Source organism: Nonomuraea sp. NPDC004702 (genome assembly GCF_053601695.1).
Window position 1 is genome coordinate 100,891 of sequence record NZ_JBSGCE010000034.1, and the last position, 14,943, is coordinate 115,833.

Annotated in this window: 11 protein-coding genes; 6 read left to right on the plus strand and 5 right to left on the minus strand. The window is 72.4% G+C overall.

The window, feature by feature from the left end; genetic code table 11:
* Positions 1–11 precede the first annotated feature (11 nt).
* Positions 12–1,370, minus strand: coding sequence for a S8 family serine peptidase (locus tag ACWEJ6_RS34000; protein ID WP_387669759.1), 1,359 nt, complete (start codon positions 1,368–1,370; stop codon positions 12–14).
* Between the two features lie 395 nt (positions 1,371–1,765).
* Here ACWEJ6_RS34000 and ACWEJ6_RS34005 point away from each other — a divergent pair, with 395 nt between their 5' ends.
* Both ACWEJ6_RS34005 and ACWEJ6_RS34010 read left to right on the plus strand, forming a co-directional pair.
* The gene (locus tag ACWEJ6_RS34005; protein WP_397155951.1) at positions 1,766–3,592 is read left to right on the plus strand and encodes a spermidine synthase; all 1,827 of its coding nucleotides are present in this window, start codon (positions 1,766–1,768) and stop codon (positions 3,590–3,592) included.
* A 204-nt stretch (positions 3,593–3,796) separates the two neighbouring features.
* Positions 3,797–5,134 (plus strand): hypothetical protein, encoded by a 1,338-nt coding sequence (locus ACWEJ6_RS34010; RefSeq protein WP_452429094.1) that lies wholly within the window; start codon positions 3,797–3,799, stop codon positions 5,132–5,134.
* A 65-nt stretch (positions 5,135–5,199) separates the two neighbouring features.
* On the opposite strand, the gene ACWEJ6_RS34015 is transcribed toward ACWEJ6_RS34010, so the two are convergent.
* A complete protein-coding gene (locus tag ACWEJ6_RS34015; protein WP_452429096.1) occupies positions 5,200–6,753 on the minus strand; it encodes an LCP family protein in 1,554 nt (517 codons plus the stop codon).
* 133 nt (positions 6,754–6,886) lie between these two features.
* Positions 6,887–7,990, minus strand: coding sequence for a neutral zinc metallopeptidase (locus ACWEJ6_RS34020; protein WP_452429098.1), 1,104 nt, complete (start codon positions 7,988–7,990; stop codon positions 6,887–6,889).
* A gap of 577 nt (positions 7,991–8,567) precedes the next feature.
* Between ACWEJ6_RS34020 and ACWEJ6_RS34025 the strand changes: the two genes are divergently transcribed.
* Entirely contained in the window at positions 8,568–9,437 is an 870-nt protein-coding gene (locus ACWEJ6_RS34025) for a LysR family transcriptional regulator (protein WP_387669748.1), read from the plus strand.
* A gap of 140 nt (positions 9,438–9,577) precedes the next feature.
* Here the strand turns inward: ACWEJ6_RS34025 and ACWEJ6_RS34030 are convergent, their stop codons facing one another.
* Both ACWEJ6_RS34030 and ACWEJ6_RS34035 read right to left on the minus strand, forming a co-directional pair.
* On the minus strand, positions 9,578–10,924 hold the full coding sequence (locus ACWEJ6_RS34030; RefSeq protein ID WP_352351573.1) for a sensor histidine kinase: 1,347 nt from the start codon (positions 10,922–10,924) through the stop codon (positions 9,578–9,580).
* Complete coding sequence (locus tag ACWEJ6_RS34035; RefSeq protein WP_352328085.1) at positions 10,917–11,591, minus strand: response regulator transcription factor; 675 nt, start codon at positions 11,589–11,591, stop codon at positions 10,917–10,919. The genes ACWEJ6_RS34030 and ACWEJ6_RS34035 overlap by 8 nt, the downstream gene beginning before the upstream one ends.
* Before the next feature lie 127 nt (positions 11,592–11,718).
* Here ACWEJ6_RS34035 and ACWEJ6_RS34040 point away from each other — a divergent pair, with 127 nt between their 5' ends.
* The 3 genes from ACWEJ6_RS34040 (at position 11,719) to ACWEJ6_RS34050 (ending at position 14,898) form a co-directional block, all read left to right on the plus strand.
* Entirely contained in the window at positions 11,719–12,882 is a 1,164-nt protein-coding gene (locus ACWEJ6_RS34040; RefSeq protein WP_452429101.1) for a LolA family protein, read from the plus strand.
* A complete protein-coding gene (locus ACWEJ6_RS34045) occupies positions 12,879–13,856 on the plus strand; it encodes an ATP-binding cassette domain-containing protein (protein ID WP_452429103.1) in 978 nt (325 codons plus the stop codon). Before ACWEJ6_RS34040 ends, ACWEJ6_RS34045 begins: the two co-directional genes overlap by 4 nt.
* 109 nt (positions 13,857–13,965) lie before the next feature.
* Positions 13,966–14,898 carry an ABC transporter permease gene (locus tag ACWEJ6_RS34050; RefSeq protein WP_452429105.1) on the plus strand — a complete coding sequence of 311 codons (933 nt, stop codon included), beginning with the start codon at positions 13,966–13,968 and terminating at the stop codon, positions 14,896–14,898.
* The last annotated feature ends 45 nt before the right edge of the window (positions 14,899–14,943 follow it).

Genomic DNA, 14,943 nt, shown 5'->3' on the forward strand with positions numbered 1-14,943 from the left:
CGGGACCGTGCTCAGGCCGCGGCCTTGGCCCGCCGGTGCAGCGCGGCCAGGATGCCCGCCGGATCGACCGTCCCGTAGCCGTAGTCGTAGTCGAAACCCACCTCGCTGCGGTCCTCGGCGGTGCGCCGCAGCAGCGCCCGCAGCTGCGCCGGCGACAGCTTGGCGGCCGGCCACCGGGTGCGCACCGCGGCCACCAGCCCGGCGGCCACCGGCGTCGCCGCCGAGGTGCCCGTGTCCGGCTCGCCGTCGCCGAACGCCCGCGACCCCGAGAAGTGCGTGTACGCGCACACGTCGGGCTTGCGCGCGGTCAGCCGTCCCGGCCCCTGCGAGGAGTAGCCCACCCGCTCGCCGTTGACGTCGACCCCGCCGATCGACAGCGCCTTGGGATGGGAGTTGGCGCCCCCGATGGGCCGGTTGGGGAAGGCGCACCGGCCGTCGGGGCACTGCCTGCCGCAGTTGCCCGCCGCGAACAGCACGTCCGCGCCCGCCCGGTCGAGACTGGCCACGACCAGGTTGAACGGGTGGGCGGCGTTGTCGGAGTAGTTGCCCGGATGCCCGACGGGGAAGTCCCACTCGGGGGAGAACGACCCCCACGAGTTGCTCACCACCAGCGACCTGGACGCCGCGGGCTGGGCCTCCAGCACCGTGCGCAGATGGGTGAAGGCGGCCACCGCGTCCGACAGCAGGCCGTCGAGCGCCGAGCCGCCCGGCCGGGCCGACCGCAGCAGCGGCACGTCGATCAGGGACGCCTGCGGCGCGGCGATGAGCGCGTCGAAGGCGCACATCGTGCCGTGGTCGACCTCGAACTGGCCGGCCCGGCCGGTGACGCCGGAGGGGTTCCAGCTCCGCTCGGCGTCCAGCGTGACGCCGCGGCCGAGCTGGCGGGCCACGTGCGCGGCGTTGACGCCGGTGTCCAGGACGGCCAGCGCCACCCCGGCGCCGTCGAGCCCCTCGGCGTGCAGCCCGGCCACGTTGAGCAGGCGTTCGACGTCGTGCCAGTCGCCCACGGGCGGATCGCCGCCGCAGGTCAGGCTGGACTCGATCACCGGGTCGGCGAACACCCCGACGACGTCGGGGCGCAGCGTGGGCAGCAGCGTGACCCGCGAGGTCAGCTCGTCGTCGGAGATCGTGCCGCGGACCAGGACGGAGGCGTCCTCGGCGGCCAGCGAGAAGTCGAGGGGCTGGTGGAGGGAGAGGGGATCGCCGCCGGCCGCGGGGACCGGCCTCGGCACGGCGACCGGTGTGAAGCCCGTGTCGAGTTCGACGCCGGGCAGGCCGTCGGCGACGTCGGCCGTGGTGGCGGTCTGGCCGGGATCGGCGACGGCCGCGACCAGATCGGGGGAGGGACGGAGCTGGATCAGGACCCGCATGAGTCACCACCGAACGTAATGGGGGCAAACGAACGACCCAACATTCCTGCATCCGTCAAGGCGCGTCCAGCCCCTTACGGCGGTTGTGACCTGCGAAAACACCGCATAAGTGGCGAAGCGGACCATAATTGTTTCCGGGGCGTCAGGCTTCCTTGTCTTCGGTCTGTTCACTACGGTGATGCATCATGACGCTCCAGGCGCAGACGCCGGTTTCCGACGGGGAAAGACAACACTGGCTGCCGGTCCGGCCGAGGCTCGTCCTCGCCAGTGCCTTCATGCTCTTCCTCGAACTGGCGCTCATCAGATGGACAGGCTCGAACATCGTTCATCTGAGCTATTTCACCAATTTTGTCCTGCTCGGTTCTTTTCTTGGAATCGGGCTCGGATTTCTGCGCGTGGGGCGCTCGCGCCGCCAGCCCTATTACTCGCCGGTCGTCCTGCTCGTCCTGGTGGCCCTCGTGCTGGCCTTCCCGGTGACGGTCGACCGCAACACCGAGGGCGTCCTGTACTGGACGAGCCTCGGAACCGTCGGGCCGCCCGCCTGGCTGATCCTGCCGGTGATCTTCATCGCCGCGGCGGCGGTGCTCATGGGGCCCGCCGAACTGGTCGGGCGCTGCTTCCCCGAGCTGCCGCGCCTGGAGGCCTACCGCTACGACCTGATCGGCAGCCTCAGCGGCATCGCCGCGTTCACGGCGCTGTCGTTCCTGTCGGCGCCGCCGGTGTTCTGGGGCGTCGTCGCGGCCCTGTGCTACGGCCTGCTCCTGGTGCCCCGGCCCCGCTCGCTCTACCTGGGCCTGGTGGTCCTGCCCTCGCTCCTGGTCGCCGGCCTGCTGCTGTCGGAGACGCTGACGGCCGGGGCGCTGTGGTCGCCGTACTACAAGGTGACCTACAAGGCGATGCAGATGCTCGGCGTGCCGGTCACCGACATCTCCGTCAACGGCATCCCGCACCAGCAGGCCGTGCCCGCCTACGCCCGTCTGCAGTGGGAGCGCCAGTACGGGCTGCCCTACGAGCGCACCACCAGGCCGCCCAAGGACGTGCTGATCGTCGGCGCGGGCAGCGGCACCGACGTGGCCATCGCGCTGTCCAAGGGCGCCCAGCACGTCGACGCCGTCGAGATCGACCCCAAGCTGCGCGAGCTGGGCGGCAGCCTGCACCCCGACAAGCCCTACGCCGACCCGCGCGTCACCACCCACATCACCGACGGCCGCGCCTTCCTGGAACGCAGCGGCGACCGCTACGACCTGATCCTGTTCGCCCTGCCCGATTCGCTCACCCTCGTGTCCGGGGCCAGCTCGCTGCGCCTGGAGAGCTACCTGTTCACCGCCGAGGCCATGCGGGCCGCCCGCGCCCACCTGCGGCCGGGCGGCACGTTCTCGATGTACAACTACTACCGCGAGAGCTGGCTGGTCGACCGCCTGGCCTCGACCATGCAGACCGCCTTCGGCCACAAGCCGTGCGTCGACGTGGTCAGCACCGCGGGCCAGCAGGCCGTCATCACCGCCGGCCTGACCGCCGCCGACCAGCGCTGCGCGAGCCAGTGGCCCGGCGCCGCCGCCGGCACCCCGGCCCCCGCCGACGACGACCGCCCCTTCCTCTACCTGAAGGACCGGACGATCCCGCCGATCTACATCATCACCCTCGGCCTGATCCTCATCGTCAGCCTGCTGGCCGTCCGCGTGGTGGCGGGCCCCTACGGGCGCATGAAGCCCTACGCCGACCTGTTCCTGCTCGGGGTGGCGTTCATGCTGCTGGAGACCAAGAGCGTGACGGGCTTCGCGCTGCTGTTCGGCACCACCTGGGTGGTCAACGCGATCGTCTTCGCCGGGGTGCTGGTCGCCGTGCTCGCCGCCGTCGAGGTGACCCGCCGCTTCCGCACCCCGCCGCTGCCCGTCATGTACGCCGTGCTGCTGGCCGGCCTGCTGCTGGCCTGGCTGGTGCCGAACGCGTGGCTGTTGTCGCTGCCGGTGCCGCTGCGCGCCGTGGCGGCCGTGACGGTGGCCTTCCTGCCGATCTTCGCCGCCAACGTGGTCTTCGCCAAACGTTTCTCCGACACCGCCGACGCGACCACGTCCTTCGGCGCGAACCTGCTCGGCGCGATGGTCGGCGGCTGCCTGGAATACCTGGCGCTGGTGATCGGCTACAAGGGCCTGCTCATCGTGGCCGCCCTGCTCTACCTGGGCGCCCTGGCGCTGATGCCGCGAAAGACCGCGCTCGTGTGACAAAGGGAATTGGCCTGCGGCGGTCCTGTGTAATGCCTTGACCGGTGGTCAGGGTGAATTGTCGGCGGCGCGGGTTGATTTGTCGCCGTGGGCGAGGTGAGCTGGAGACGTCATCGAATCCGGAAAAAGATCGAACGATATTCAGAAAGGCGGGCACACGAATCGGGGGTCACATCCGGTAACCCACGAGAAAAGGTGACAGTCATGGCGACACCAGGGGCGGCCAGGATCGACGTCGAGCGCATTCAGGCACAGGAGTCCGGGCCCGCGCCCGCCGGACGCGCGCAACAGGTCGCCGCAGCGCTCCCCACGGGGGTGTTCTTCGCGCACGACCCCGCCGGCTCCGGGGAGCACCGCGCGCCCGACGCGCGGTGGGAGCTCACCTCCGCCTGGCCCTACCAGGGCCGGCTCGCCACGGGGACGGCCGCCGTCCATCTCGCCGCGGGCCACGACGCGCTCGTCCGTCCCATGATCTTCGCCGACGGGTTCGGCCACGGGCCCAGCGACCTGGCCGGGCTGTGGGGACGGCTCGACGCGCCGTACCCGCCGCACGGCGACCGGCTGCTCAGCCGGCTGCTCGCCCAGGGCATCGACGTCGTGCTGCTCGGCTTCGCCGCCCGCCACACCCACATCCAGGCCAACGCCGGGGTCGCGGCGACGTGCGTGGGCCGCGCGGTCCGCGAGCGGCTGGGCACCACGCCGCTGATCGTCGGGGGCCTCGGCGCGGGCGGCCTGGTCACCCGGTACGCGCTGGCGGAGATGGAACGCCGCCGCGAGGACCACCAGACGATGACCTACCTGTCCTACGACTCCCCGCACAACGGCGCCTGGATCCCGCTCGTCCTGCAACAGCTCGCCTACTTCGCCGAGGCCCTGGCGCCGGCCGCGCCCGGCCAGGCCGCGCTGATCAGGAGCCCGGCCGCGCAGCAGCTCCTGTGGGGCTGGGTCCCGGACGGGCGCTACTCCGGGCCGGTCGCCACGGCCAGCCCGCTGCGCCTGGCGTTCATCGAGGACCTGCGCGCCGCCGGCTGGTTCCCGCTCAGGCCGCGCAAGCTCGGCGTCTCCAACGGCGCCGCCGACGGCACCGGCCGCAACGTCCCGCCCGACGCCCTGGCCTTCGAGTGGACCGCCCTGGACGGGCTGGCCGGCGCCACCGTGCGCACCCAGCCGGACCGGGGCGCCCGCCAGCGGGTGGGCGGCATGCGAGCCGTCCCGCTGTGGGCCGGCACCAGCCGCACCAGCGGCGTCGCGGCCTTCGACGGGGCGCCCGGCGGCACGCTGCCCTCCTACGGCATGGTCGCCGACGCGTTCGGCGCGCCGATCGCCGGCCGGTTCCGGTCGGCCTGCTTCGTCCCCACCGTGAGCGCCGTCGCGCTCCAGTACGACCCCGTGGACTGGACCGTGGACCTCTACACCGACATCACCGCCCTGTCGCCGGAGCACAGCGAGCTGGACGACTACCAGTGCGACTCCGACAACTCCGAGCACGGCACGGTCACCGGCACGCTGGCCGACTGGATCCTCGGGCACCTGACGAAGTGACCTGAGGCCGCGGGCCTTCGCCGATCAGAGCTCCCGCCGGAGCCGGGCTCCGGCGGGGGTGGCGGTCACAGGCCGCACAGCTCCGTCAGGGACTTCGCGCCGCCCCGCTGGCTGTTGCGGGTCGGGGTCTCGGTCGGCGTGCCCCCCTGGGCCTGCGTACGGGTCCGCGACGGCGTGGCCGTCGGGGAGCCGGGGGACGCGGTCACGTTGGCGGTCTGGGCCTGGCGGGCGGAGCGGTCGGAGTCGGCGATCGCCTTCTTCGCGGCCGCGCGGATCTTGACCCAGTCGGGCCTGCCCGAGTAGAAGTCCGGCGGCACGAACTGCAGGCTGGTGATCTTGGCGTCCTTGACCTTGAGCGCCAGGTCCGCCAGCGGCGCGACGAGCGGACGCGGGATGTTCGTCTGGGCCAGCCGCTTGGCCGCCCCGGCGATCTTGGTGAAGTTCGTCAGGATCACGCCGGGCGTGGCCTGCTGGGCGAAGGCGCCGATCACGCAGCGCTGGCGTCCCATGCGGGAGAAGTCGTCGCTGTTGACGCGGGAGCGGCCGTACCACAGGGCCTCCTCACCCGACAGCTTGCGGTAGCCCGCCTTGATCGTGCCCGCGGTGCCGAAGTGGCCGCCCCACTTGACGTCCTCCTCGACCCGGATCTTCAGGCCGCCGATGGCGTCCACCAGGGCGGCGAAGCCGTACATGTTGATCAGGGCGTAGTAGTCGATCCTGAGGTTCAGGGTGTAGCCGATGGCGTCCATGAGGGCCCGCGGGCCGCGGTTCTTGCCGCCCATGAGCTGCGGGTTGTCGTTGGCGTACTGCCAGACCTCGTTGAGCAGGCCGCCGTTGGGCAGCTCGGCCATGTAGCCGTTGGGGAAGTGCTTGTGCAGCGGCGAGGACGGCGGGAAGCGCACGTGCTGCAGGTTGCGCGGCAGGCTGAACAGCACGGTGTTGCCGGTCCTGGTGTCCACGCTGGCCACCGTCATGCTGTCGGTGCGCACGCCCACGCGGTTGCCCGCGGCGTCCCCGCCGACCAGCAGGAAGTTCACCCGGGTCTTGCCGTCCCAGGGGTCCTCGGGGTTCTTGATCTGGACGGGGTTCTCCGGGTCCGGGTGCGAGGGGAAGATCGCGTTGACGGCGTTCCGCCCGGCCAGCACGTAGTTGGCCGTCAGCGCGAACGGCGACATGACGGCCACGCACAGCACGCCCACGACGATCCCGGTCACCACCTGGCCCTGCTGGTTCAGCCTGTTGGGGCCCAGCGCCACGTACGAGACGGCGATCACGGCGAACCAGGCCAGCGCGCACGCGGCCGCGATGACGATCACCGTGACCATGGCGCCGTCCTCGGCCAGGCCCGTCAGGTTGCTCAGATCCCGGGTCAGGCCGAAGGCAAGGGCCGCGAGCAGCAGCACCGCGTACGCGCCGATCATGATCAGCCCGGTACGACGGCGCCCGGCCCGCAGATGCGCGGCGCCGGGCACGAGGGCGGACAGAGCCGTCCAGCCGATGACGGAGGCGGTCGTCAGGGGTTTGGCGAAGCGCGGCGCGGGGGAGGAGCCCTTGCGCGGGCGTGGAGTCCGCCGTTTGGCGCCTCCGGGCACGGCGTCCACCCGATCGCGCTTGCTCACACCGGCTCCTTCACACGCCTACCAGGCAAAAATGACGTTTGCCCCATGTCGGGCACAAGATTGCCGTGATTCTAGCCCCCATACCTGGACATCAGAGACAACTCTTCAACATGAGATGAACGCCACGTGTCGCTCAGGAGGTCGTCGAGGACGGCGCCAGCCACGTGTTGCACTGGTACGTCTTGTCCCGCTCCCACCCCTGCCGGAACCAGCGGTTGTTGTTGGCGGGCGTGCCGTGGTCGCGCGGGTAACCGGGATAGTCGCCCACCTGCGCGTAGAACCAGAACAGCCGCGAGCGCAGCGAGGACGGGACCGGGTAGGACGAGGCGACCGAGCGCATCCACATGCCGCCGAGACAGGTGGCCTGGAGCTCCAGTTTCCTGCTCAGCGCCAGCTTGCCGCTCTGGCTGGAGGAGTTGACGGTGCCCTGCCACCAGGAGTCCATCACGCCGGTGATGTTCTGGACGTGGTGGCCGTACTCGTGGGCCATCATGCTGATGATGCCGCCGTGCCAGGAGATGATCTGGCCGTAGCCGCGGGCGTTGCCGTTGCCCCTGGACATCGCCGAGGTCGAGGCGTAGATCGTGTTGTTGCGCGGGCAGTAGTACGGCACCATGCTCCCGGCCGACGGATAGTCGCCGCACGCGCCCCGTCCGCGCCCGGCCGCGACGGCGTAGTTCGGCGGGCTGAACGCGATGCCCTGCCGCTGCAGGATCGGCCCCCACGCCTTGTCCATGCACCGGCCGGTCTTCAGGATCAGCGCCTTGAGCTGGCTGTGGCTGAAGATGTTGGTGTTCCCGGCCCGGCAGTTCACCCGGGGCAGGCTGCCCGCCCGGTAGAGGGTGTTGTTCTTCAGGCTGGTGTTGAGCGTGACCTGCTTGGGCGGCGTCACCGTCTCCTGGGTCGGCTGCTCGGTGGGCTGCTGCGACGGCTGCTGGGTCGGTTCCTGTGTCGGTTCCTGCGTCGGTTCCTGGGGCTGTTCCTGGGTGGGCTCCTGCGACGAGGTGTCGTGCGTCGGCTCGTGGCTGGGGAAGGGCTCGTCGGTGTGCGTCGGCTCGTACGACGGGAGCGCGACCGGCGTGGTCGTGTCCGGGTGCGAGGACGACTTCAGCATCGCCGCCCCGATGACGATCAGCACGAACAGCGCCGCCAGCGACCCGAACACCGCCCCGAGGACGCCGGCGACCCCCATGCCGGACTTCTTCCTCGGCTGCTGCGGCCACTGCCTCGTGGGCATGGGCGGCATGGGCGGGGGCGGGGGCGGCGGCTGGTACTGCTGCCCGTACTGCGGCGGCGGATACTGCGGGCCGCGCGGCGGATGGCCCTGCGGCGGATACCCCCGCGGAGGCTGCGGGGGCCCCTGAGGGGGGCCCTGCGGGGGTGGCGGCTGCGGCGGATAGCCCTGCGGCTGGGGGTGCTGCGGCGGATAGGGACGGCCGGGCGGCGGACCCTGAGGCGGGCCCTGGGGCGGGGTCGGCGGCGCCTGCGGGTAGGGCTGACCGCCCTGCGGCTGCGGCTGCCGGTAGCCCGGCGGCGGCCAGGGCCGCGAAGGGGGCCGCAGGGGCTGCCCGGGCCCTTGTGGCGGAGGTGGATATTGCCCGTTTGCTGTCACCGTGTCTCCCCGTTAACCCGCTTGTCTGCAATGCACGGCTTTGCGGCAGACCCCAAAGGATCTTTGCCAAATTTGGGGCAAAAGCATACTGATTTATCACCCGTCACGGATGTAGCGGTACTCGGTCACGCTCCGAAATCAATCGAGGTGATCTCCGCTATCTACCGGTCCCGGAGCAGGGCGGTGTCCTAGCTTCGTTGGCATGAATCTCCAGCAGCTCCGCTATGTGGTCGCGACTGCGGAGCACCGCACCATGACCGACGCGGCCAGGTCGCTCTACATCGCGCAGCCTGCGCTGTCCCGCGCGATCCGCGATCTTGAGCGAGAGCTCGGCATGACGCTCTTCGCCCGCTCCGGCCGCGGCGTGGTGGTCACCGCCCAGGGCCGCCGCGTGGTCAAGCTGGCGAGGGAGGCGCTCGACGCCGTGCACGAGATCGAGAGCCTGGCCAACCACGCCGGCGTGACGGAGGCCGAACTGCGCATCGCCTCCACCCCGAGTCTCGAACCCGGACTCGCGGGGCGGCTGCTCCCTGCCTACGCGGCCGAGCACCCAGGGGTACGCGTGCACATCGTGCGCTGCGACGGCCGCGACGGCGTCGTCAGCGCCATCCGGGATCAGCGGGCCGACCTCGGGCTCACCGATCTGCCCGTGCCCACCGACCTCATCACCCACCCGCTCGAACGCCAGGAGATCGTGCTGATCTCCCCGCCCGGGCTCGACCTGCCCAACCCGGTCCCCATGGGCAAGCTGCACGGCATGCGCCTGGCGCTGCCCGCCCGCGGCAGCTCGCGGCGCAGAGAGCTCGACGCCATGTTCGGCAAGTACGCCGTCACCCCCGTGGTCGTCCTGGAGACCGACGAGCGCAACGGCTGGCTGAACGCGGTCCGCGCCGGCCAGGCCTCACTGCTGTGGTACCGCGGCATGGCCGACCAGGCCGCCAGGGCGGGCCTGGTGGTGCGCTCACTCGAACCGGCCGTGCGGCGCGTCATCGCCGTGGTGCACGCACGCCGCCGCCTGCCCCTCATCGCCCAGGACTTCCTGTCCACCGCGGAGAAGGGCACAGCCGCCTGACCAGGAACGTTCCATGATCCCCCGCAGTCCCCGCCGTTGACCCCCAGCCCGCCGGCGCCCCAAGCGCGTCGCGCGGGCGAGCGTCCCCGCCGATCGCTCCCGCCGATCGCTCCCGTCGGTCGCTCGGCCCCGGCACCCGCCTAGCGGGACACCGGAAGGCGGACCACGGCGCGCAGGCCCGGCGCCGCGTCCTGCAGCACCACCGTCCCGCCGTGGGCGCGCACGGTCTCCCGGACGATCGCCAGCCCCAGGCCGGCCCCGCCCTCGTCCCTGCTGCGCCCGGAGTCCAGCCGGGTGAACCGGTTGAACACCCGCTCCCGGTCCTGCTCGGGGATGCCGGGCCCGTCGTCGGTCACCGTCAGCACGCCGTCGGCGGTCAGCGCCACCTCGACCTTCGAGGAGGTGTGCCGGACGGCGTTGTCCATCAGGTTCGTCAGCACCCGGCTCAGGTCGAGGGCGTCCCCGCGCACCACCACGGGGTCGCACGCGGTCAGCCGGGCCTCGCCGTACCGCTCGGCGACCTGGCGCACCACCTCGTCGAGGTTGACCGGCTCGTCGCGGGCCGGCACGCCGCCGCGCTCGTCCAGGCGGGCCAGCGCGAGCAGGTCCTCGGCCAGCCGGGACAGCCGCAGGGCGTCCTCCAGCACGCCCTCGGCGGTCTCCCGCCACTCCTGGCCCTCCGGATGGCCGAGCGCCACCTCCAGCTGGAGCCGGATGCTGGCCAGCGGGCTGCGCAGCTCGTGGGCGGCGTCGGAGACCAGCGCGCGCTGGCGCTGCTCGGCCTCCTCCAGCCGGGCCAGCATGCCGTTGAGCGTGGTGGCCAGGGCGTACACCTCGTCGCGCGACTGCGGCACCGGCAGCCGCCGGGACCGGGCCGTGTGCGTGATCTCGGCGGCGACCCGGCGCAGCGACGAGATCGGGCGCAGCGTCCTGCCGATCATCAGCCAGCTCGCCACCGCCAGCAGCACGACCAGCGCGGGCGTGCCGACCAGCAGGACGCGTCCGGCCACGCCCAGGCTCGTCTGGATCTCGCCGATCGGCCTGGCGGCCAGCACCGTCTGCCCGTGGTCGGCGCTGAGCACCACCACCCGCAGCGGCCCCGGGATCGCGTACGGCCGCCCGTCCAGGAACGTCGCCCGCCCCTCGCGCAGCACCCTGGCCCTGGCCGCCGCGTCCAGCAGCGGCACCAGCCGGTCGGTGCCGTACGTGACGTGCGTGATCCGCCCGCTGCGGTCGAGCACCTGGACGATCGTGCCGTCGTGCGTGGTGATCGGGCTGGTCAGCGTCCCGGCGTCGGCCGCCACGCGCACGGTCTGGGCCTGCTGCCTGGTCGAGGTGTCGACCGTGTCGATCAGCGCCCGGTCGAGCACCGACAGCAGCACCGAGGCCGACAGAGCCAGCGCCAGCCCCAGCACGGCGGCCGCCGCGACCGTCAGCCTGAACCGCAGCCCCTGACGCCGCCACCAGGCCATCGGGGTGTCAGCCACCGTCGCCCGCCAGCCGGTAGCCCGCGCCGCGCACGGTCTGCAGCGCGTTCCTGCCGAAGGGGGCGTCGACCTTGCGCCGCAGGTAGCCGACGTAGACCTCGACCACGTTCGGGTCGGTGTCGAAGGTGTCCCACACGTGTTCCAGGATCTCCGACTTCGACACCACCTCGTCACGGCGGCGCATCAGGAACTCCAGCAGCGCGAACTCCCTCGGCGTCAGCTCCACCGGCGTCTCGCCCCGCTGCACCTTCCGGCGGGCCGGGTCGAGGGTCAGGTCGCCGGCCGCCAGCACCGACGGCCGCCGCCCCGAGTCGCGCCGCAGCAGGGCCCGGAGCCTGGCCACCAGCACCACGTACGAGAAGGGCTTGGTCAGGTAGTCGTCGGCGCCGAGGTCGAGGCCGTCGGCCATGTCGTACTCGCCGTCCTTGGCCGACAACATGAGGATCGGCACCCAGTTCTCCTCCGCGCGCAACTGCTTGCACACGTTGTAGCCCGACAACCTCGGCAGCATGATGTCCAGCACCACGACGTCGTAGTCGCCCTGCCGGGCCGCGTGCAGGCCCTCCTCGCCGTCGTGGGCGAGGTCCACGGCGAACCCCTCGGCCTGCAGCCCGCGCTGGAGGGCCGCGGCCATCCGCCGCTCGTCCTCGACGACCAGTACTCTCATGTGCTGATTCTCCCGTCCCTGAGCTGAGACGCCGCTGAGAAGGCTGAGAGGCGTCTCAGACAGTCTCAGGCCGGCCACAGGATGCATGCCGCAGGCTCTGGTCATCGACATACCGTTAAGGAGTGAGATGCGCAGAGGCACGTTCGTGAGGTGGGGAGTCCCGATCGCCGCGGCGGCGCTGATCGGTGGCGCGATCGGAGCCGGCCCGGTCATCGCGGCGGTGAGCGGCGAGCCCGTCCTGCCCGAGCGTTCGGCCCAGCAGCTGCTGGCCGACGCCGTGGCGGCGACGAGCAAGGGAGGCGGCCTGCCGCCCATGTCCGGCACGGTGCAGCAGACGGCCTCGCTCGGCCTGCCGTCGCTGCCCCAGACCGGCGGTGAGTCGCCGCTGAGCCTGCTGTCCGGCTCGCACGAGATCAAGGTCTGGTACGGCGGCGCCGACCGGTTCCGGGTGGCCATGCCGACCCAGCTGAACGAGACCAACCTGATCGTCAACGGCGACCAGGGCTGGTACTGGGAGAGCGCCACCAACACCGCGACCAGGTTGACCATCAAGCCGGGCACGGGCCAGGAGCACAAGCTGCCCAGCACGCCGCCGACCCAGCTGACGCCGCCGCAGGTGGCCGAGCAGCTGCTGGCCAAGGCCGGCCAGCACACCGCGGTCCGCGTGATCAACACCGCGGAGGTGGCGGGCCGTCCGGTCTACCAGCTCGTCCTCGCCCCCAAGGACGAGGGCTCGCTGGTGCAGGAGGTGCGGCTCGCGCTCGACGGCGAGACCTACGTCCCGCTCCAGGTCCAGGTCTACGCCAAGGGCTCGGCCGAACCGGCCTTCCAGGTCGGCTTCACCCAGGTGACGTTCACGCCGCCGGCCGCGGAGAACTTCACCTTCACCCCGCCCGCGGGCGCCAAGGTGGAGGAGAAGGACCTCAGCGAGCTGGGCGACGCCAAGCGCGCCGAGCAGCACGCCGAGCAGGCCGAGAAGGTCGCGGGCGAGCTCAAGGTCGTCGGCGACGGGTGGACGACCGTGGCCGTCCTGCCGTTCAAGCCGGAGGACCTCACGGCGGCCGGCCGTCCGGCGGCGGGCGACGGCCCGACGCCCGGCGACGGCTCGAAGGCCGACGTGGGGGCGCTGGCCGACACCGTCCTGAAGTCGGCCACGCCGGTGAGCGGCACGTGGGGCTCGGGCCGGCTGATCAGGACGAAGCTCGTCACCGTCCTGCTGACCGACGACGGCCGCCTGCTGGCCGGCGCGGTCACCCCGGAGGAGATCACCCAGGCGGCGGGCGTCAGGTGACCACCGCCGTCACGCAGGAAGCGGGGGCGCCCTTCGGGGCGGCCCCGCCCTCCGGGGAGCACGCCATCGTCACGCGCGGCCTGACCAAGCGTTTCCGCGGCGGCCAGGTGGCCGTGGACGCGCTCGACCTGGCGGTGCCGCGCGGCTCGGTCTTCGGCTTCCTCGGGCCCAACGGCTCGGGCAAGACCACGACCATCCGCATGCTGCTGGGCCTCATCGCGCCCACCGAGGGGGAGCACTCCCTGCTCGGGCTGCCGCTGCCGCGGGCGCTGCCCCGGGTGGGGGCGGTGGTGGAGGGGCCGGCGTTCTACCCGTACCTGTCGGGCGAGGCCAACCTGATGCGCTTCGACGCCGCCGACCCCACGGCGGTGCGCCGCACCGCGCGGGCGCGCGTCGCCGCCGCGCTCGACCGGGTGGGCCTGTCGGCCGCGGCCGGCAAGCGCTACCGCAACTATTCGCTCGGCATGCGCCAGCGGCTGGCCATCGCGGCCGCGCTGCTCGGCCCGCGCGAGCTGCTCGTCCTGGACGAGCCGACCAACGGCCTCGACCCGCAGGGCACCCGCGAGGTGCGCGCGCTGGTCAAGGACATCGCCGCCGGCGGCACCACCGTCTTCGTCTCCTCGCACCTGCTGGCCGAGGTCGAGCAGATGTGCACGCACGCCGCCATCATGCGGACCGGCAAGCTGGCCGCCCAGGGCACGATCGCCTCGCTGAACGGCGGCCTGGCCACGCGCGTCCGGGTGGAGACGCCCGACGTGGCCGACGCCGTTCGGGTGCTCGGCGGGCTGGGGCTGGCCGACGTGCGGCGCGGCGACGCCGACGTGACGGCCGAGCTGGGCGGCCACGCGCCGGAGCGGATCAACGCCGCGCTGGTCGGCGAAGGGGTCGCGGTACGGGGGCTGGCCGTGCTGCGGCCGAGCCTGGAGGACGTGTTCGTCGGACTGACGGGGGAGGGCTTCGATGTCGACGGCTGACACCTCGGCGCCGGACGCTGAGACAACACACGCGCCGCAGCCGCGGGACACCGGGGCGCCGCAGGCGCGGGACGGCCGGTCCGATGGGCGTATGCCCGGCCTGGTGCCCGTGACCGAGACACTGCGCACGGTGGAGCGGCACACATCGGACCCGGCCCGAGAGGCCGCGGCCGTCCCCGCGCGGGACGCCGGGACGGACGCCGCCCACGGCCCGCGGCGGGCGCGGTGGGCGTTCTGGCGGCTGCTCGGCTCGGAGCTGGGCCTGACCTTCCGCCGGCCGCGCAACCTGGTGATGCTGGCCGTGCTCGCCTCCGTGCCGGCCGTCCTCGGCCTCGCCCTGCGCGCGTTCGGCGGCGACGACCGCGACGGGATGGGCGGGTTCATCCAGAGCGTGGCGGGCAACAGCCTCATGCTCACGTTCGTCGCGTTCTCGTTCCTCGTGCTGCTGCTGATGCCGGTCGCCGTCAGCGTGGTCGCGGGCGACTCGGTGGCCGGGGAGGCGGGCGGCGGCACCCTGCGCTACCTGCTGGCCGCGCCCGCGGGACGCACCCGCCTGCTGGCCGTCAAATACCTCAACGCGGTCGTCTTCGCCTACGCCGTCACGGCGGTGGTGGCGCTGTCGGCGCTGGTCACCGGGCTGATCCTGTTCCCGGCCGGGCCGGTGACGCTGCTGTCGGGCACGACGATCTCCATGGGCGAGGGGCTGCTGCGCATCCTCATCGCCGTCGGCTACGTCGGGGCCGGCATGGCGGCGCTGGCGGCCGTCGCGCTGGCGCTGTCGACGTTCACCGAGGTGTCCATCGGGGCGGTGGCCGCCACGCTCGTGCTGGTGGTCGTCTGCCAGGTGCTGCGGGCCTTCCCCGAGCTGAGCGCGGTGACGCCGTACCTGCTGCCGACCAGGTTCACCAACTTCGACGCGGTGCTGCGCAGCCCGATGGACCTGTCGGCGCTGCGGGACGGGCTGCTGGCCTTCGGCGCCTACATCGTGCTGTTCTGCTCGATCGCGTGGGCGCGCTTCTCCGGCAAGGACATCACGTCCTGACCGGGCGGCGCGTCCCCGGCCGGGCGAGGTGCCCGGAACGCGGTG